The organism is Lactobacillus nasalidis, from assembly GCF_016587775.1.
Taxonomy (GTDB): domain Bacteria; phylum Bacillota; class Bacilli; order Lactobacillales; family Lactobacillaceae; genus Lactobacillus; species Lactobacillus nasalidis.
The window spans coordinates 1-20,173 of sequence record NZ_BOCG01000254.1; the positions used below are offsets into that span (position 1 = coordinate 1).

General features: G+C 47.8%; 15 protein-coding genes and 1 tRNA gene. 1 reads left to right on the plus strand and 15 read right to left on the minus strand.

What is annotated here, in order from left to right; translation table 11 throughout:
- On the minus strand, window positions 1–464 hold a 464-nt coding region (locus lacNas_RS04260), incomplete at its 3' end, for a CRISPR-associated endonuclease Cas3'' (RefSeq protein WP_201346629.1).
- Between the two features lie 663 nt (window positions 465–1,127).
- Window positions 1,128–3,245 (minus strand): FAD-binding protein, encoded by a 2,118-nt coding sequence (locus lacNas_RS04265; protein ID WP_201331674.1) that lies wholly within the window; start codon window positions 3,243–3,245, stop codon window positions 1,128–1,130.
- A 133-nt stretch (window positions 3,246–3,378) separates the two neighbouring features.
- On the opposite strand from lacNas_RS04265, the gene lacNas_RS04270 reads away from it, so the two are divergent.
- Window positions 3,379–3,467, plus strand: a tRNA-Ser gene (locus lacNas_RS04270).
- A gap of 178 nt (window positions 3,468–3,645) precedes the next feature.
- Here the strand turns inward: lacNas_RS04270 and lacNas_RS04275 are convergent.
- The 13 genes from lacNas_RS04275 to lacNas_RS04335 all read right to left on the minus strand — a co-directional run bounded on the left by lacNas_RS04275 (window position 3,646) and on the right by lacNas_RS04335 (window position 20,097).
- Window positions 3,646–3,975 carry a hypothetical protein gene (locus lacNas_RS04275; protein ID WP_201331675.1) on the minus strand — a complete coding sequence of 110 codons (330 nt, stop codon included), beginning with the start codon at window positions 3,973–3,975 and terminating at the stop codon, window positions 3,646–3,648.
- 1 nt (window position 3,976) lies between these two features.
- Complete coding sequence (locus lacNas_RS04280) at window positions 3,977–4,876, minus strand: GH25 family lysozyme (protein WP_201331676.1); 900 nt, start codon at window positions 4,874–4,876, stop codon at window positions 3,977–3,979.
- Window positions 4,866–5,291 carry a phage holin gene (locus lacNas_RS04285; RefSeq protein ID WP_201331677.1) on the minus strand — a complete coding sequence of 142 codons (426 nt, stop codon included), beginning with the start codon at window positions 5,289–5,291 and terminating at the stop codon, window positions 4,866–4,868. The genes lacNas_RS04280 and lacNas_RS04285 overlap by 11 nt, the downstream gene beginning before the upstream one ends.
- Window positions 5,288–5,569: a hypothetical protein gene (locus tag lacNas_RS04290; protein ID WP_201331678.1), complete on the minus strand. Its 282-nt coding sequence runs from the start codon at window positions 5,567–5,569 to the stop codon at window positions 5,288–5,290. The genes lacNas_RS04285 and lacNas_RS04290 overlap by 4 nt, the downstream gene beginning before the upstream one ends.
- Before the next feature lie 32 nt (window positions 5,570–5,601).
- Window positions 5,602–6,033, minus strand: coding sequence for a hypothetical protein (locus lacNas_RS04295; RefSeq protein ID WP_201331679.1), 432 nt, complete (start codon window positions 6,031–6,033; stop codon window positions 5,602–5,604).
- Window positions 5,993–6,157: a hypothetical protein gene (locus lacNas_RS04300; RefSeq protein WP_201331680.1), complete on the minus strand. Its 165-nt coding sequence runs from the start codon at window positions 6,155–6,157 to the stop codon at window positions 5,993–5,995. Before lacNas_RS04300 ends, lacNas_RS04295 begins: the two co-directional genes overlap by 41 nt.
- A 10-nt stretch (window positions 6,158–6,167) precedes the next feature.
- On the minus strand, window positions 6,168–6,635 hold the full coding sequence (locus tag lacNas_RS04305) for a hypothetical protein (RefSeq protein ID WP_201331681.1): 468 nt from the start codon (window positions 6,633–6,635) through the stop codon (window positions 6,168–6,170).
- 78 nt (window positions 6,636–6,713) lie between these two features.
- Window positions 6,714–10,196 carry a gp58-like family protein gene (locus lacNas_RS14415; protein ID WP_201331682.1) on the minus strand — a complete coding sequence of 1,161 codons (3,483 nt, stop codon included), beginning with the start codon at window positions 10,194–10,196 and terminating at the stop codon, window positions 6,714–6,716.
- 13 nt (window positions 10,197–10,209) lie between these two features.
- Window positions 10,210–12,606 (minus strand): phage tail spike protein, encoded by a 2,397-nt coding sequence (locus lacNas_RS04315; RefSeq protein WP_201331683.1) that lies wholly within the window; start codon window positions 12,604–12,606, stop codon window positions 10,210–10,212.
- A 9-nt stretch (window positions 12,607–12,615) separates the two neighbouring features.
- Entirely contained in the window at window positions 12,616–14,472 is a 1,857-nt protein-coding gene (locus lacNas_RS04320; RefSeq protein WP_201331684.1) for a distal tail protein Dit, read from the minus strand.
- 17 nt (window positions 14,473–14,489) lie between these two features.
- The gene (locus tag lacNas_RS04325) at window positions 14,490–19,487 is read right to left on the minus strand and encodes a phage tail tape measure protein (RefSeq protein WP_201331685.1); all 4,998 of its coding nucleotides are present in this window, start codon (window positions 19,485–19,487) and stop codon (window positions 14,490–14,492) included.
- 14 nt (window positions 19,488–19,501) lie between these two features.
- Window positions 19,502–19,660, minus strand: coding sequence for a hypothetical protein (locus tag lacNas_RS04330; protein WP_201331686.1), 159 nt, complete (start codon window positions 19,658–19,660; stop codon window positions 19,502–19,504).
- A 47-nt stretch (window positions 19,661–19,707) separates the two neighbouring features.
- Complete coding sequence (locus lacNas_RS04335; protein WP_201331687.1) at window positions 19,708–20,097, minus strand: phage tail tube assembly chaperone; 390 nt, start codon at window positions 20,095–20,097, stop codon at window positions 19,708–19,710.
- Between the last annotated feature and the right edge of the window lie 76 nt (window positions 20,098–20,173).

Below are 20,173 nucleotides of genomic sequence, written 5' to 3' on the forward strand. Positions count from 1 at the left end.
TCGCCACTTTGCGGCTTGCCATGGTGGCCGCCGATGATAGCCGCCACGGTTTCATTTAGACCGGCTTTTTCCAAAATGGCTTCGCCGGCACGCGCGTGTGGAGATTTGCCGCGATTCTGCAGTCGCAGATCATCCAAGCCTTTAAATGATCGCCTAGCCAAACGGTTCAGCAGTTCCTCATCCAGTTGATAATCGTGGTTGTACGACTCTTTTGTTTGGAAGGCTGGAGTCGCTTTGCCAAGATCATGAATGTAGCAAAGAAACATCACCAGTTTTGACATTTCAGCATCACAGATTCTGGTAGTCAAAAAACTCCGCTGCCCGTCACTAAGCCAGGTATTGTAGAGCCAATGACCGACATTCATGGTATCAACCATGTGGGCCACGAGTGGCAGCCACCGCTCATCGCCGTCTTGATTCGATTTCTTTCCCCAAAGAGAAAGTGCATCATCACTCAATTCCATTTTACAGTTTCCTCATTTTGTAATAAAATGTCACTTACAATTTAAATTGTAACACTTTATCCTTACTTAGCAAACGCTTTCCTAACTATAAATCACCTATTCCCTTCTACAAAGCACATTCCTAGGGTTATTTTTTACAGTTTCCTCATTGCGAAAATATTGCTAACCCTAGCTAGAATTGTATCACCACATTTTTTCTTCTGCAACAATAAAAAAGCCCTGACTGCTAAAAATCAGCCAGGGTTCCCCCACATACGTGGGGAAGAATACATTATTAGCCCTAAAGGCACAGTGTCCTCAGGGTCACCCTCATTTGCATGAGGAACTAAAGTAAGTATAGCATACATACCGCTTGTTATTTAATGCTAATAAATAACGAATGATATTGAATAGCAGTGCATCCCAACATTGCATAAACATCAGCATTTTGATCAAAGCACCACTTGACGTGACAGACGTGTCTGCAGTAACGACTTCCCCTCTGTTGCAAACTTAAATCGATGTTAGGCTGACGCCGATGCAAAAAAGATTACCAATATCATTAGTGAACAGAAAAAGTGCATCCCTATGACTGTTTTAGTCAAGGATGCACTTTTGTACTATTTGATTGACTTTTTATCAACTGAACGTAAAGTCAATGATTACTATTTTTCCTAACAATTCTTATTCTCTGCTTACCTTGGCGGCATGTTCACCTGCAATCTTGCCGGAAGTAAAGGTCCAGGCCTGAGCCTGACCGCCCCACGGCGTATATGCTTCGCCATCGCGGTTTTCAACGCCTTCGGAGTCCTGGCCAACGGCAAAGACATTTTCAATAGGAGTACCGTCTTTGCGCAAGACGTTCATGTTCTTGTCAACGTCAAGGCCGCCACAAGTTGCGTAAGCATATCCGCAAGCTTCAAAGATATAGTAAGTCTTGTCTGGATCACCTAATGACTTGGTCAAGACAGCTTCATCCATGCCGAGTTGCTCAGCTAATTCTTTTGGCGTGCCCTTCCAAACATCCCCATGCTTGATCCCTTCATCGATAATCTTTGGCATGCCCTTAATTGGAACGCCAGCTTCCGGAACCTTGCCTTGGTCAAGCAAAATGATCATCACTTTAGAAGTGGTCTCAGACAAGCCTTCTTTTTGGATCTTGTCCAAGTCTTCTTGAGTATACGCATCGAAGTAGTGGAAACCTGGCGCGTAGGCAACGCCGACAGTGATTTCCGCGTCCTTCGTGCCGCTTTCGTCCTTGCTGCCTAAAAGTTTGCCAGTTTCATCCAGCTGCTTGGCATCAGAAGTTATGGCAAGCGCGGACAAGGTAGCCTTTTGCTCTGGAGTCAAGGAGTCATCGCGAATAATGTTTGGCACTTGGGTGATGTGAATCATTGGCAAAGTGCCTAAAGCATAGGTATTGCCGCCAACGCTCCGCCCCATTTGAATGCCAGTCCCAGTTGCAGTCAGTGAGCCAAAGACATGAGCAGTGTGGCCGTAGACTTCCTTCATCATTTCTTTGTTGCCAATGAAACCGCCACTGGCTAAAATTACGGTCTTGCCATAGATATTGTAAGTCGTTCCATCATATGACTTAGCGCTGACGCCAATAACTTTGCCATTTTCGTCAGTCAAAAACTTTTGCGCGCGAAGCTCTAATTGATAATCATTCGCTGGATTCATCGCTTTGGCCTTATCAAGGGCGTTTTGGTATTGGTCAATATGAACTGCTTCAGAAATCGTGTACCACTTGCCGCTGTTAGAACCGTAAATGATCCATTCTTTCTTCCAGTCCGGACGGACAAATGAAGGCAGAAAACCTGCAGGGCCGCCTAACCCTGCGCCATCGAAGTTAAAGTCAAACTTGTCCATGTAATAGTCTAATGCCGGACCGTCTTGATCAATTGCTTCTTCAATAACATCCTTCTTGACATCAGTCTTAACATATTCCATCCAAGTCTTGAGCAGGTCGTCACGGTCAATATTGTCTTTGCCGTCGTTGTATTTAGCAGAAAGATTCTTGGAGTTGACAACCATTGGACCGGAGGTCAAAACTGAGTTGCCGCCGATTTCGCCTGAACCCTCGATGCCAAAAACTTTCGCCCCATTGTCCGCGGCAGAGCAATAGCTCAGAATGCCGGAACCGCCAAGACCTACGACAATAACATCGTAGCCTTTCTTTTCAACGACGTCGTGCTTTTTGGCAACTGGAGTATGCCATTCATCGGCATTGCCGCCAGCATCGTTGATCGCTTTTTCCGCAATGGACTTGATGGCGCCGGAAGATACGCTGGCACCAGTTACGACATCAGTATCGAGTGATTGATTCTTCAACAATCTTGGAATAAATTTGCTTTCCACAACGCCAAACCAAGGTGAAGTCTGTGAGTCGCCTTCATCAGTGATCTTAATGCTCTTAATCTTGCCATCTGCAAATTCAACCTGACCGGTCATTGGCTTATGCAAGTTGTAAGAAGGAACGACTTCTTCGTAAACGCCATCCTTAACAGGCGTCTTTTCCCCTTCGGCCTTGCCGCTTGCCTGGTTGATGCAGTCATTAACTGCCCGGCGAACGGCGCTGGAAGTTTCAGAAGCGCCGGAAACGGCATCAATGTCAGCTGTTTGATTATCCAAAACTTCTTGTCTCAATTGAGAAACGACCGCTGCATTGCGCGAGCTTGTTTCACCGCCCACATCGATCTGGACATCTGTAATCTTGTTTCCCGCAATTACTACAGAAACGTTAACATCCGAGCTATGGCCCTGGGCTTTGCTTGTATAGGTACCATCTGTGTATTTCATTTGATTGCCTCACTTTCACTACCTTCATTATACATGTAAACGCTATATCACGGTGAAACTTGTAATACTTTCCGCTTTTTTGAATTCAAGTCTTTTACTTTGGACGACTTTACAGTATAATAGTAAATGTTCTGGAGAGTTGGCAGAGTGGTAATGCAGCGGACTCGAAATCCGCCGAACCAATGTTGAATTGGCGCGCAGGTTCAAATCCTGTACTCTCCTTAAAATGTGGCTTTTAATCATTGATATATCAACATTTTCAAGAGATTTCGGGAACCAAACGGGAACCAAGCTCTAAAAAAGCAGTAAGTAGTTTCAGCTACTGACTGCTTTTTTATTTTTATTTTAAACCAAAAACAAGCCTAGCTCCGCAATGGGAGCTAGGCTTGATCTGTTATTGTTATTGAATTGACTGAACTAACGTAATGGTTGCATAGCCGACAGTTGGATAGATGGTAATGCCATCTTCTGTTGTCTGCCAGAGCTCGACGTTGTACGTCCCGGCCGACAAGCCGGTCAGATTACCAGAGCTGGCAAACAAAGTACCGTCGTCGTTGACACTAGTAGCCAAAGTCGCAACTTGCTTATGATTTGCATCCCCGACTTTAACTACTACTCCGCTCGTGTCGGCGAAACTTTGAGTCTGACCATCCTCAACTGCTGTCAGCGCAAAGTCGTGAGCAGTATCCCCAACCTTTACCGTGTCATAATCAATTGTCAAAGTATTCATACTACACCTTCTTTAAGTAGCTAGCCGGTGCCCACTGCTGATCGGTGCCCAGCTTGTACCAGGTCTCACCTTTCATGGTTTTCTTATCCCAAACCTGCCAGCGGGAATTAGTCTTAATATATTTACCTGTAAGATGTCCGCTACCGTCACGAAGGGCAATTTTCCAGCTAGGATTTCCATTGATCACCGGAGCGTAGACAACAAACAGTGGCTTGCTAGGCTTGGCTACCTTCTTAGGCGCTTCCTTCTTGGCTTCTTTTGTCGCTGTCTTGGATGTGCTGTACATGTCGATCAGCATCACATTGCCGTCGACACCCATCCCCTTCCAGTTACTCGTGAACTGCCAGATGGCGATCCCGTCCATTGACGGAAAATAGCCAAAATTGGCGGTAGACACAGCCGACATTGTAGGATAGGAAGCTACCCACAGGCAAGTACCGTAGCGCTTGACCACTTGACTGGTGTCGATGGCTGACCGCATTAGGGATGCACCAGAGTACAAACCTACCTTATATCCTGCCTTATGGCATACGTCCATAAACGCCAAGATTGCCCTGGTGTTGGCCGACTTGGATCCAGTCACGCAATTGTAGGTGTTGCCTTCCCAATCTAAGAAAATCATCCGCTTTTTGCTGATGTTGACCTTGGCAGCGTAGTTCAAAAAATACTTGGCTTCAGCCTTAGCTTGAGCCACACTGCTGCCAAAGTTGGCAAAGTGATAGGCGTGAGTAAAGCAATGGTTAGCTCTTGAGCTGGCTACTTGAGCCCGCGCCTTGGGATTAAAATAGTTAGTCCCTTCTGTGAGCTTAACCACCACAAAACTTGCCCCGGCAGTATGATAACTGCCCAAGCTCGTTGGCTGGTAGGCGGCTACATCTACGCCGTATCTTCTAGTTGCCATTTACTTCACCTTCTTTTGCAGCTACTGGTGCATCGTCCATAACTTGCCCAGCATCCCCAACATTTTGGCTTGAATTATCCTTATTCTCGGTATCTTCATGGTCGAAGTTAGCAGCAGACCAAGCTGCCTGGATTGCACCATAAACCGTTGATTCGGTGATATCTGTGACCCCCTTCTTGCGCAGTTGTTCAGTAATCACCTCAGCAGCATATTCGCGCTTTTGAGCCCCGGTCATGCCCGTATACTCCGCTTCGTTAACGGCCCATACAGCGAGCTTTCCGACCGTATCGATTGCCTTGCCAGTAGCAGTCTTAGTATCAATTTTGGCCCGGTTATGGGTGTAAAAACTGGCAATTGCCGCCAGTGCGATAGTCCCTACCGCAAAAATAACATCGAACCAATCTTTGGCTGTCATTCTTTTTTCTCCTTTTCATCAAAAAGAGCACCCGACGTGGGTGCTCCAGCAGTGAATTTGCGCAGCTCAATTATTTCCTTCTGCAGCTTGCTGATTTCTCGCTCCTTACTTGCTACCATTTTGCGGTAGCGGTCCAGGTCCTCAGATAGCCGCGTATTCTCGTCATTAAGCCTAGTAAACTCATCCTGCTTTTGCTCTTTCTCATTTTTTGCTTGACTCAGCCGATAAGAGGCCCAATACATCAACAACGTCGGTAAAAGTGGCACAAACTTGGTCAAGATGTCTTTCCAGTCGATATGTACCACCCTCTCTAGTCGTTAGTACTGGATCTCCTTGTTGGACTTGACTTCGCCATGTACAGGGTAATCAAGAGCATAATGAACTCCGACAGACCGCTCATGTACATATGTGGAGTTCCGGCTGGCACAAACAAGCCATGCATCAGCTCGGTCATGCTTAACAAGGCATAGTAGGCACTGGCTGTAGGGATGAGCATTCTGTTTGCTCTAATTGACTTGTCGTTAGCCAGTGACCACCAGATCATTCCAGCACCAGTACAAATACCAATAAATCCCACAATGGGATCATTCTCGATTGCCGTGATCCATGCAGGCCAAGGGGGCCAGAAGAAGTAACGGTGATGCGTTAGTAAAATCAGGCCAGTTGCTACAAGGTCAAGCCCAACAATTGCATGCAGCGGATCAGTCAGCAGATTGACTGCTGCTTTCTTCAGTTTGCCCATCGCTGGCCTCCTTTGCCTTGGCTTCCAGGTCCAGGATGTGGGCCTTAAGCTGGGCATTTTCGACAGTCAAATTCTTGATCTGGTCAACTAAAACGCTGATGTAGTTTTCTGACGAAATTTGCATTGTTTACCTCCTACGCTACCTTAGTGACAGCTACCAGCTTTGCCTTGGCCAGTGACTTCAAGCTACCTGCAGTCATGGTTGCGAAAGTCTTGTCTGACGGCAGATCTTCCTTGGTGATCGTCGTGTGATAGTTGATGTAGTCGTTACTGCCGTCGGTTACGCTCCCCAGCAGGGACACGACTGCATTTGCGATTTCGGTGGTTTGCTGGTCGTAGTTGCGGTTGATGCTGGACACTCTAATTTGCATTGCGCCAGCAGCATAAGCGGCAAGCTTCTTGCGGGCCAGCGCTTCGATTTCGCTGTCCAGCACATCGTCGAAGCTGGTGCCTTCTGGCAACTCCTTAGCGGTCACGTTGACGCTTGAGCTGAGGTAGTCACCAGAGCCATCGGTTGAGTTGCCATTAAGGGCTACGATGATCTGGTTAGTTTGTTCGTCTTGGCCAAAAGCTTGATTGATTGAGGTTACGTTAATTTCCATTTGTGTGCTCCTTTACATTAAAAAATCGTCAGTCCTACCACTAATAAGGTGGGGATCTAACGATCATGAGTGTTTTGGTCATTTGTTTTTTGCCTCCAAAGCAGCTACCCGCTCAAGTAGCTTTTGGATGACGACATGGTGATAGCCGATCAAGTTTGCATCAATTCTGGCTGTCCGCTCTTTATTTATAAGCATGCCGTCCATGTGGTACTGAGGATCAGCATTGACGTCATCGATAATCCCAGACACGTAGTGCTGACCGCTGTCGTCCGTGACATAACGATAGTCATACATGTCCGTTCCTTCGACTGCGGCCAGAGCCCGGTCATAGGTCACCTTAGTGATATCAGTTTTGACAGACAAACGCGATGATACCACGTTGGCGGCCTGGGAAATCACCTTATTACAGTGCACATCAACCTTACCAGAACTGGAGTATGATGCAGACAAACCAGAAGCGGAAACATTGCCGATCTGGATGTAAAGGTTAGACGAAGGCGTGTAGAGAGTGCTCTGGCCAAGCCCTAGTCCTGACCAGACCTGGAAACCGGCTTTGCCACTGCTATCGAAGTTGGTCCCAGCTTGATTAGTGACGTAAAGACTCTTATCACTGCTTGCAGCTTTGAATTTAGAACCGCTCAGTTTCCAGTCGCCAAACCAACCTTCATTCGCCTTGACCTGCTGGCTCCAGATCATGTCGGATCCAACATAAGTGTAAGCAGACCCGCCGCTGGTCCATGATTGTGTCAGTTCGATGGACGGGTTATCGCCCGTGATCGAAATATCAATTGTCCGCGTCCAATCGTTGTTTTCGATTTCTTGGTAAAAGCGATCACCATAGAGGTAGGCCTTTGATTTAGTCCAGACTGGTGCTGTTGGCGATGCCCCAGCGTTGTATTGCCCAGTAATGACCATGCCGTCGTGATCAACCACAACCTTGTAGTCTTCCCAGGAAACATTGCCGACTGTTTTGCCACCTTGGAGCTCCGACACGAATTGTGAACCAGTTATGGTTGCCCCAGTTATGGAGATACCGTTGAGCGTCCCGGATGAAATCTTATCGGCGGTCAAATTCTTAATAGTTACCTTAGCCGCGTCAAGCGTCCCAGCGGTTATCTTGGACGCATCAATAGTATCGATCATCGCAGACTTGATGGTTGCATTTGGGATAGTAGTCGCTCCACTAAGGCTGATGTGACTACCATCAATCTGTACAGTACCTTCTTTACTCAAATTTATTGCTGCAACCGGATGGCCATTGACTAGCTGCGCAATCGACGAATTATTAGGATCCATCGAAAGTAGGGCAGCCAGCGTTTTTGATCCCGTTGAGTTTTTAATGTAGGCATTGAGGCTAGATGAAGTGAGCTTTAGCTCAGCGATGTCACCGGATGATGGCTTCCATTCTGTTGCTATTGTTCCTTTTTCTAGTTGAACGTCCGTGAACCAAACCTCTGAGGTGCCACTAGTCGACCCATTGTTGTCGATTCTGATTCTGCCTTCGTTACACTGCCCAGAATTAAACGTTATAATAACATGATCTGCTTTGGACGCTGACATTTTTATTCTGTCCCCCAGCAAGTGGACTTCGTCATACATATTTGTTGATCCATGTTTACGCGGCAGATAAAAAACATCAACGTTAGTAACTGTAGTGGAGTTAAAGCCCCAAAAACTGAGAGTGTAGGTTGTGTTAGGCTCTATTGGAAAGAAATCGCTCCATGCACATACTTCATTAGTTGAACTATTTCTGATGACAAAAAGGTTTTCAGTTCCGTTTTTCCAAAATGAATGTTTCCCTAAAGCAACAGATGACCAGTGATCAGTTGTCGATGGATTTCCACTATTTGGGATAAGGTTCTCGAACCCGTCCTGAACTGTAGCTTTAATCCCATCTGCATCTTGCTCAATATCACTCAACTTTTTGCCCAGACTAACAGTACTGGTGATCGGAATGTTCTGTGCGTTCTTGACTACAATCTTGTCTACGTCAAGTTCACCGCCGACGATCTTGCTGGCCGTGATGTTCCCGGCTACCAAGTTCTGTGTAAAAGCCGTGCTGACCCAGGCAGACCCGTTCCAGGTCTTGGCGCTGGTCATATTGCCGGACGAGTCGGTCGTTGCCCAGACCGTGCCCTTGGCTGGATTAGACGGTGCTGTTGTGCCGATGAAAAAGCCGGTAGATCCGGTATCACCTTTATCGCCCTTGTCGCCTTTAGCTCCAGTCGCACCTTGGGGGCCAGTTGATCCCTGGGGACCCGTGTCGCCTTTGGGCCCTTGCGGGCCAGTCGCACCAGTTGCACCCTTAGCGCCTTGAGGCCCTTGCGGACCTGCTGCACCAGTAGCTCCAGTCGCACCTTGGGGGCCAGTTGATCCCTGGGGACCCGTCGCGCCTGTTTGACCTGTCTCACCCTTGATCTTAGTCCAGCTATAGCTTGACGGGCTTGTGCTGTCGTTTTGCGCGTAGTCGGTGTACTGGCCAATATACATCTTGCCGACACTATTGCTTACGTCAAAACCGACCGTACCATCGCTAGAGTTTGCATATGCAATGTGGAAGTAAGGTGTCCGCCCATCAGCACCCTTGGTGCCAGGAATCCCTTGATCACCACGCTCGCCTTTGATGAGTGACCAAGTGTACTTAGTTGGGTCAGTACTGTCTGTGGCAGTTGAGTCAACATAAATCCCAATGTAGGCCTTGCCAGTCCCATTACTTACGTCAAAACCTGTCTTGCCATCAGCACTATTGGCATAAGCGATGTGCGTATAACTTGGAGTTCCTTTAGGGCCTTGCGGGCCCGTCGCACCAGTTGCGCCGGTTGCACCAGTCGGGCCTTGGATACCTTGGTCACCTTTAGGCCCCTGCAGGCCTTGCAGGCCTCTTGGGCCAGTATCACCAGTATCGCCTTTTGGCCCTTGTGGACCTTGAGGGCCAGCCGGGCCGGTGGCACCATCTAGCCCACTGATGCAGACAGGATCGGAGTACTGATAGTTGGTAGAGTCACCGATATTGGCCGTTACATATCTGCTCCAGACGTACTTGCCTTTGGTTTTCTCGGGCACCTCATCCGACCAGCTTCCACCTGCCAGTTCGGTATAACTAGTAGATAAGTAGTACTGCTCTTTGTAGAAGTTCAGCGCATTGCCGGCTTGGACCTCGTTCTTCTTGATCTCTGCGTCCAAATCTTGGACTTTGGATTCAATGTCAGCTTTTAAATCGGAAACTGATTTTTGACTTTCCTGCATGGCCTCTTCGACCTTGGCATGAATCTCCGCCCCGGTCGTGTCACTGACCGTCTTTTCCCAGGCAGACCCCGTCCAGGTATAAACGGCATCTTCCGTAAAATAGATGTCACCTTCTTTAAGGCCTGCCGTTGGCACTGTGCTCGGATCCGACCCTCTATAGACACTATTTTTCCCATCAGCCGTTTGCTGGGCACCACTTGCCAATCTTTGCGCTTCTTCTGCCGCAGATTTGGCGGTATCGGCCGCTGCTTGTGCATTTTTGGCCAACAGGGATCCGTTGGTAAAGACGACTGATGCCGATTTACTCTCAGACATTTCTGCTCCTTTCTTACTCTGGGATTGCTCCCTTTGACAAAGTCATTGCCGATCTGGTATTGACCGGAATCTCAAAAATGGCGTGCGTGTGTTTCGTGCTCTCCCCGTCTTGCGGAGTATTGCAGTTAAAGCTGGCCAAAAGCTTTCCGTTAGATTGCATCCAGATGGTCTCTGGCTCAACGCGATCATACTTCAGTGGCAGAGCAGCAGAGAAATCGTAATTCAGCTCAAACTCCTTTCCGCCGTGAATAACATTAACGCAGTACAACATTCGGTAGTCATGCATGTCGTAGTCCCCTGATTGCCAATAAACAAATGGGAAATCTAGGCAAGACGACTGGAAGGTTTGATTATTTAGGTCGAAACCATATTGTGTCATGTCAATGCGATAAAGAATGTCGTGATCACCAGCTAAAGCTTGACTGGCTTTCAGTACTTCATAATGGCCATCAGCTCTGGTTATCCCAATCAAATCATTCTTAGCATCATAGTTGACTCTGATGCTGTCAGAGAATGCCAGCCCAACTGTAAAAGTAGGTGTGTCTGACTTAACGGCCGATGTGATGTCCTTACCGCCTTGATACTTGAATTTGCAGATCCTAAACCGTTCGTTAGTACTATCGAAATTCTTAGTGACACCGTATATCCAGATTGCCCCGTTCTCTTCTTTAACACCAAAACTGGATCCGTGACCGCCACTAGCAACTTGCATGTCATCAATCAGTGTTTTACCGTCACTTTTCCAATGCTGATAGAGCGTGTCATCCCCGTGGCCATCCAAACTATGACTAGTATCTGGCCAGGCAGTGCTTGACAATAATGTTCCATCGCTCAGCTTTACCACATACTGCTCAGTAGCATCCCTGCCCCTGGCGCTAGGCGTTAACCTGCCCAAAGACTTGGCAGCAGTCTGATTAGCTGAAACTTCTGGTGTAGTCGAAAAGTAGTCGTTATCGATTGTTGCCCGATACTCTCCAAGCTTTAGCCCAGTGACCGATTGCAAGTACCCGGTGCTGGTTGCTCCATATTGCCCGTTTGACTGCAATTGCCTAAAAATAAAGCCCTTGGAATCAAGATAAGCAGAGATGTTGGTGCCACCTTCATAAGCTTGGATGATTGCCCGTTTGCTTGACCCAGTTGAGTCAAAATCAAGCCCGTCTGGAGTCAAAACAACCGGTTCAATAGATGAGCTGTCCTGCATTGCTTTCTGAACAGCACTGGCAATTTCGCTTGTAAAACTAGACAGCCAAGATGGCGTAATTCTAGTAACGGTCTGAAACTCCCCAAAACTAACACTGTTTTGACTAGGATCCGCAATGCTCTCTGTCGTTGCCATTACTCTTTCCTTGGTGGCCATTTCTGGAACAAAGTCTGTATTAATTGTGCGAATCGTTGAGCCTAAAATCGGGTGCATGTCATGTGGGACCGTGACCGTATACGCGTATTGCGGGTGATTGGTGTCGGCAAGAATCGTCTTAGCTATTGCCTTAAGTCCTCGTGCATCAGTAGTTGTGCTGGTCGTATACGCACCTTCCAGATAAGTGGACCTCCAATTTGGGTTATACTGGCGATTTGCCGCTTCGTCGACAATGTATGTTTTGCCGCCGTTAGCGTTGGCCATGGTTTCTCCATTTGGCCCAAATACATAAAGCTTGGTCACCACATTGCCAGTGATTTCTCTGGTGCATCCCGTCACGTTTTCGCCCACGAAGACCGTGCCACTGTAAATCTCGGAATTGAGCTTAGTCCCCACTTCAAAAACCTTCTGAGTGATTGTCCCATTGCTCGTTGCCTTGCAATAGAAGTCACACTCAAGGTCGTAATCTTGAAGCAGTGTCTGTAGCATCGAGCTAGCCCGGCTGGTCCCGTCAAACTGCAGCTCTGACATGGTCAACGTGGTATCCAGTTTGGATGTGTCCAGTTCCCATGTCAGCTTCTGAGCCAGCCACTCAAAAGCTACCTTAGCCGTGACGTTATTAAACGTTTTGGCAGGAACGATGTTGTGGGCAAGCTCCCAGAGGCCAAGGTCAATGATTTCCGCTGATGTGGCCGCTTGGCCTGACGCCAGCAAGGTCTCACTTGTGTGCCAGATTCGGAAGATATACCACCGCCCCAGCACTTCATCGTGCTTGGCGATGTAGTTGCCTTCAATCACTTTTGAACTATCCGGCTGGCCCTGTGGCACCGTAATCGTACCGTAGTGATTAAATTCTTTTGACTTCCGGTTCTGGCTCCGGCTTTGAGTGGTGTCCTCCGCATCAGGGTTGTCACCATAGGCGCTGTTTGTCTGGTCGCTTGATGCGTACTGGTGAGTGATTGTGTCACTCGTAAAGATTGTTGCCCCATCGATGGACAGCGTACCAATTCGCTTTAAGCTGTTGTCCAGAATTAAATACTGTTTACTAGCCATGCTGCCTCCTTACTTAACCCGGGGATTGTACTGTATATCAACAATTGCATCACTCAGATCAGCGTCACTGATGAATGTCAGCGTATTTTGACCTGGCTGCAATTTTGGATAATTCGTTACCCACGCTTCTTCAACCACAGTGCCGTTTACGGTCGTCTTCCATTTCTCGCCATCAAAGTCCAGAACCTCTCCGCTGGCCACGGCATAAGCCAATGGCTTGCTCTTAATGTCGTAAGCCGGATTACGCCGATAGGCTTTAAGCATGGTCAGCGAAGGGTGAACATTGCGGTAAATTTCTGGAGGGCTAACTGTATCTTCTTTAATCGAGTGTTTGAACATCCCTACCGCGATAGATCCTAGTGACGCTGACGCGCTGCCCGTTTTATCCACGTATTTTGCCTGCTTGAAGTGAACCTTGCCCTTTGCTTGGTCACTAACACGATTGCCAGCAGAATCTAATTGGTAAATCCAAAAAGACCAGGTCGTACCAACCTTATGTACTTCCCACTCAATCCAACAGTCAGACAATTCTGACGTGTCATTGTCGTTGGTCATTGAGCTGTACAGATTGACCGACTTGGTCTTTTTTACCTTCTTTTTCTTCACGACCTTGATCGTCGTGATATTCTTTTTACCATTTAAAACCTTGGCCTTGTAGTTCTTACCATCTTTGATGTTGAAACTCTTGGCCACGTAAATGTTTTGGTAGTTCCCACTGATCCAATCAGTCCCTGGCTTGCCGATTTGCGTGTATAAAACCGGTACACTGCCGCTGGCTTGGTCCTTGATGCCGGCCCGAAAAAAAGCATTCCCGTCTGGGTCCAAAAAGAGGACCTCAACGTCGCCCATTGCCCGGCCATTATGCGGCCCTTTGTACTTTTTGTGCCTCAGCCGGAAGATTACTTTGAAGTCATCCAGAGCGCCACCATCGAAGCCCTTGGTCACCATTATTGGGCCATACCAAGCAGTACCGGTTGTCCCCTTGGCTTCCTGACTATCCGTGCCATAGTTCAAAACAGTGTACTTGTTGGTTTTACCAACTTTGTCTTTCGCTGGATTATAGCCAGTCTTTGACTTGGTCCCAACGCCAATTGATTTGCCAGTTGAGCTGATTGCATTAGCTCCGCCCATGACAGGCGCAAGCTTTTGCCCCCATTTCAAGTTGGAAACGGTCGTTGGGTTCTGCAGCCAGTTGGTAAAAGACCCACTAGTTGCATCCCCAGTGTCAGACAGAGCTTCTTGCCATTGGGCAACAATAGTGTCTTGAAGTTCTGCCCGGTCTTCACCAATGGCAAAGACACCAGCATCACCATTGAGCAAGACCCCAACGTGCTTGGCAGAGTGTTTGGGAATAATTTGAATATCGACTGGTGTTTCCATATTGCCAGAAACATTCAGTTGCACTCGCTTGTCTGACGGTAAATTTGCCGTGTACAAATGTTCGCGCGGCAAATAAGCCCAGGGCTTCGACATTTCCAATGTAATGGCTCCGTCAAAGTCCCAACTCCCCTGTTCAGTCAAGTTAGGATTAGCAATTTCAACGAAATGTACCATCCAGGTCTTGTTTGGCTCATCGTCAAACACCAGGGGAACTTCTTGATTGGTCATTGGGATCAATATCCCGGCCAGCTTCTCAATCTCTTTGTTGACCCGGTCCTGGTCTTCATGAGAGATAAAAAAATAGGGTATCTGGATCTGCTTAGTGCCGATGTTGTACCCCTCAAAATATTGCCCAATTGCGCCAGGAATGTCTTCCATCACGGGAGAGATACTTGGCGCAATTGGTTTAATTACAGTGCCCATGACAATACCCATGTCTCTCAATGAGTGATAGCCATTGAGCGTAAAACCGTTGTATTTTGTCATGTAACTCCTACTTTCTACTAGCCATAAAGCAGAGCAGTGCGCATGTCTTCAATTGTCTGCTGCTTCTTTAACACCTTGCCCAGCTTTTGACCATCCAAGGTAACCTCCATGTCACCTTGACCTTTAAGCAGCATCCCCAGCAGGGCTAGCATCTTGTCCATCCGAGCAAACAGCTCTTTAGAGTCAGTTGACTGGCTGTTCTCTGCCGTTTGTGGCGATTCAGCCGCAAATCTAGCTTGTACTTGTGTCAAAAGCTGGTTAGCTCTTGAGCGCTTGGCAATGTCCAGAGGGATAATCATCTCTGGCTTGTTACCCTCGGCTACGTGAGCCAACTGTTCAGTCGTCACCAGGCCGCCGTTGGCATATCTTCTATGTCCTTGCGGCCCAGAATGCAGCCAGTCAAGCTTGCGCGTGCCCCAAATTGTTGTCCAGCCGATTGAGTTTTTCCAGTCGGAGTTGTTGAAGAATGCTAGTAACTGGTCATAAGGAGACATGATGTTCTTGTGACCGGAAACGGCATAGGCCGCAAAAGTGCTTGGCGTATACTGCAGAATACCTCTAGCTTCGTTACCACCGCTGTTGACATCGTGAATCTGTTGGACGATGGTTCTACCACCAGACTCGTTCTGGATCACAGCTTGGAGTTTCCGTACAAAGCTGTCGGAGACAGTGACGTGCATCTGCTTGGCAGCGTCTCTGATCATGCTTGGGCTAAAGCTACCGCCAGAGGCCTCGCCTTCACTCCCAAACAGACTTCCCAGCTTGGCCAAAAACTTCCAGAAACCTGAGCCGACCTGCTCTTTGATCATGCTTTGAAGCTTTGAAGAACCCTTGGCTGACTTCTTTGAGCTACTACTGGTGTCTTTAAGTCCTGGAACCCGAGCAAACAGTGGAGATCCCTTGCCTACGACTGAAGACAAGGTGTTCATGCCAATGCCTTGGCTTGGGCTTTGAGCTGAGTAGTAGCTGTTGCTGCCAGCATAGACGCCGACGTGTTCACTACCACCAGATCCCCAGAAGACCAGGTCGCCAGGCTTGGCTTGTGACTTGGAGATGTGAGTCGATGCAGCATATTGAGACCCAGAATAGTGCGGGTAGCTGATACCAAACGCCTTTTTCAGCGCGTACATGACCAAGCCAGAACAGTCAAAGCTCTCTGGGCCGGTTGCACCCCAGACATAAGGCTTGCCGGACCCGTACTTTTCAACTGCGCTTAAAAGACCGCTGGCTGATCCGGATCCGCCCAGCTTGTCGCTGGCCATGCTCCATAACGTTGACCACCAGCTAGTAGCCGCATTCTTTGCGGACTTCATCATCCCCTGGCCCAATTCGACCATAACGCCCTTAAGGCCCTTGGTACTGGTCTTAAAGACATCAGACAGGGCCTTGGCCGGATTGGCAATGATTGCAGTAGCTTTTTTAAACCACTTCATCAAGGCTGAGGCCTTTTGGCCGATCCAACTGCCAACTCCTTCAGCCCAGCTAGCAATCCCGCTCAGAACGCCTGTACCCTTTGCAAAGTGCTCAATACCGGCCATAACCATCAGTGACTTGGTTTCAGAGGCGTTGAAGACTTCGTCGCCCGGCATCAGCATGGCCGTAGTGTTTCGGCCTTGGACAATTCCTGCCTCGCCGGTTGACGGCCGCCAGATCATTTCTTTGTTGCCGGTCTCTGGGCTGTCGTTGCCGTCATTAAGCATTGCAAGCGTAGGCTTGGTAATGGCTCTTCTAGGGCCACTAAAAGCCCCAGTACCGGTCGCAAACTGGATCTTCTTGATCGCTGTCTTGGACCCGCCAAAAGCCGCAATAACAGTATCAATTCCGCCGATGCCTGTATTGATTACCTTAACAATCCCGGCTACACCGTCATGTGCGAGCTTTTTGATCTTACCCCAGGCAGTGTCCCAGATATCTTGGATTCCCTTGCCCAAGCTTCTCCAAGTCTTCTTGAAGTCCTTGCTAAAGCTCTCAAAGCCACTACTGATTTTCTTCCAGGCCTTGGCCGGCATCTTGATGATGTCATCCCATAAACCACTAAAGAACTTCTTGATCTTGTTCCAGGAATTCTTAAAAGATTTGTTGAAAGATGACCAGAATGAGTCCCAGCTCTTATTGATCTTCTTCCAGGCCTTGCCTGGCGCTTCACGAATGGCAATCCAAGTATTGCTGAAGCCCTTCTTGATGAACTTCCACTTCTTGTCCCACCATTTCCCGAAGCTGGTTAAGCCGGATTTGATGCCCTTGAAAAAGTTATGCGTGGAGTAGCCGAAGTTTTCCATGCTCCAGAACTTTTTAGGCGGTTTGTTCTTGTTCCAGCCTTTCTGGAATGACTTGGCTCCCTTGCCGGCAACGCCACCCATGACTTTACCAATTTGAGAGCCAAGTGCAGCGCCTAACGGGCCACCAAAGTAAAGACCGATACCGCCACCGATAGCTGAGCCAATACCAGAACCGACGTCTTTAAACTTCTTGGTGGATCCTTTCTTGTCATTTTTGAAGGCTGAGTAAAGAGTACTGATTGAATCGGCTGCTACACCAGCAGCCGCTGCGCCCGTCATCAGCTTGCCGGCAGTAGACAAACCGCCAGTTGCCTTGGCGGACTTAAGAGACTGGAATGCACCGCCAAAAGACTCACCTTTAAGAGCCCCGGAAACACCTTTACTCAAGTTGTCCTTAAGATAGCCACCAACTGAGCTGGCCCATGACTTGATTTTTCCATTTACTGTTTTTAAGCCTTTAACAAGGCTTGAACCTGCTTTTTTACCAAGCTTTTTGGCTCCGCTTCCAATTCCTTTCAAGCCTCTTAGAAAAGCTTTACCGCCTCTTTTAGCAACGTCTTTGAATCCAGTTGCGGTTTCCTTGCCAAGCCACTTGATGTCTTTGCCAACAGACTTAAGGGTGGTTGATAATGGCTTAGTCATTTTTCCGAGCCATTTTGGTGCCTTGATTTCGCCAAGCGATTTTTTTAGTTCATGCAAAGCAGAAACAAATTTAAGCGCTTTGGTCACTACAAAAATTCCGGCTACTGCTTTGCCGAACGACTTGATGGTATCCGTATTCTTGGACGCCCATTCGATCAGCTTGACTAAATCATTTGCGACCTTACTGATCCATTTAGATAGATTCTTTTGAAACTTCTCCCCATCTTTTGACAGCAAGAACTTGGACAGCTCTTTTGAAGCTGTTCTAATCGCTGGAAGCATTGCTGTGCCTAGCGTCATTTTGAATGCTTCGGCAGATTGCTTGAAGCTTGCTTGCGCTTGCTTGGCCGTTGCAGAGTTCTTAGTCGCTAATTGACTAACGTATGAACCTTTTTTCCCCGCTTTATCTACTTCACCAGTAAGCTCTTTAAGGTATCCAACGTTTTCGGCCAAGATTTGACCTGCTTGTGACCCAGTTGTGCCAAAGAGGGACTTAAAAAGCGTCCCTTTTTCAACCGTGCTCATGCCTTTTGTGTGCTTATTGATAACACTGAAGCATGTTGCCAGGTCTTTCATATTGCCGTTGGCATCAACTAACTCTGATTTCTTGATCCCAAGCTGAGTGAGGACACTGTTTTTACTACCAATCTTGCCAATGGCATCCCCAAGCGATTGGATAACCTTTCGTAAGCCAGTACCGGCTTTGTCTGCTTCCAGACCGTTGTTACTAAGGACACCCATAGCACTAGCGGTTTCAGCAAGACTGAGTTTAGATTGGTTAGCAATACTAGATACGTAAGACATCCCGACACCCAAGTCGCTAAAACCTGTTGACGTCATGTCAGCGGCATATGCCAGCTCGTTGACTACAGTTTTAGTATTTTTAAGCATCGTCGCAGTATCTTTTGCGCTATTACCAGACGATTTGACTTTTAAGCCAAATCCTTCAAGAACTTGACTAGACACCGTCACGACATCGCTGAACTTGTCGCCCGATGCTACCGAGCCCTCAAGTTCAGTCCGCATAGCACCTAATGCTTGTTCAGAGGTATACCCTCGCTTTACTAGTTCCTCATAGCCTTCGGCAATTTGTTGCTGAGATTTGCCATACTTAATGGACATCTCTTGACCTTGCCGTTGCATTTCTTTGACGGCCTTAGTCACTTGCGCTTGCTTCTCACCGCCGCTGACTAAGAGATTGTTAATTTCTTTGTAGCTCTGCTGCAAGTCCTGCGCCTTTTTAGCACCGCTGATTGCTACTGTTGTTAGCGCACCAACGCCAGTAGCCGCAACTGCAGCAGATGATTTAACTTCGTCCCAAACTTTTGACAAACCACTTTTTAGTTTGTCTGTCGCATTTTTCGCCTTATTTCCCCATGCGACAAGTCGATTAAAACCCGTTGGCCTAATCTTTTCTTGTTCATCCTGGGCTTGCTTTAATTTGGTCTTATACTCAGCAACCGCTGTTGCAGTCTTATTGATTCTGATTTGTTGAGACCGATATGCTTGGCTAGCTTTACCTGACGTATCAGCTATTTTATCTAGCTCATTTCGCTGTATCTGCAACTGAGAGTCAAGGTTCTTAACAGCTCCAGCATATTGCTTAGCACGCTCTTTCGTCGCCTCATATTTTTTCCCCTCAGCTTCTAGGCGAGCAACATATGACTCCGACAATGCTTTGGAGCTAGAGTATGCCTGTTGCAGCTTGCCAAGCCCGGATTTCTGATATTCAAGCGACCGCGCAGCCTTCTGCTGTTGGTTGGTCAGTGTTTCCAGGCTTTGCCGGGCTTTAATCAGTTTACTTTCGTACTTGGCATAGGCGTTAGCACCGCTCTCCGTCGTTCTATCGCACTCTTTTTGCCGGGCTTCTAAGATTTTAATCTTTTCCTGCGTCTGGCTGATGCTTTTCGTTATGCCGTCATATCTAGTCTCTGCCGACTTCAGCAATTGGCCAGCATTTTTCGCACTGGCTGCCTGGCTTTTCCAGGCATAAGTTGTTGCCTTAATTGCATTTTCAAGCTGTTTCAGAGATTTGGTAGACCCCTCTGTCCCAATCTTGACTTCAGTCGCCATGATGCTGTTAATTGCTCCCATGGCTTACCTCCTCCTTACTCGTCAGCCCATTGCATGTCGTCATAGATGCTACTCCCGCCAGCTTCGGTCAGCTCTGCCTCTGGCGCAGCCAAGACATCTAAGAAGTCATAGTAGTCTTGGCTGTCTACATCGCTGGGCATTACGCCCTTTTCCAGCAGCAGATCGCGCTTCATGCGGTTATAGCGAATCTTTTGATTTTTCGTGTCAACGATTAGCTTGGCTAGTCGTCCTCTTCTGATTTTGGGTCTTCTTCAGTCTCTTCCGGAGTGGCCAAGAATTCTTGGAAGCTGACGGCTTGACCATATTGCAGAGATGCTACGACATAACCAACGTATTGGAAGATGGTATCGAATTCTACACTACCCGCGAATTTTTCGTACTGTTCTTCAGACAAGCCAAGCGTTTCTTCCAGGAAGCTTTCGACCTTCTTGGTCAAGGAGAGAGTTGCCTTACTTGATTCCAGCATCCCCATCCCTTCTGCATTCTGTTCGAATTCTGCCATTGATACCTGAATGTCCAAAGCCTTCATCACTGCCAGCCCGGTTGGCTTGACTGAGATAGTTTTCTTGCCGATATGTAATGGACTTGCATCAATCTTAATTGTTGCCATTGTTACTCCTTTTACCTCCACTCCCGCCCAACTTTAGCAACGATTCTAGTGGTCAGTTGCTAACGCTTGATATTTT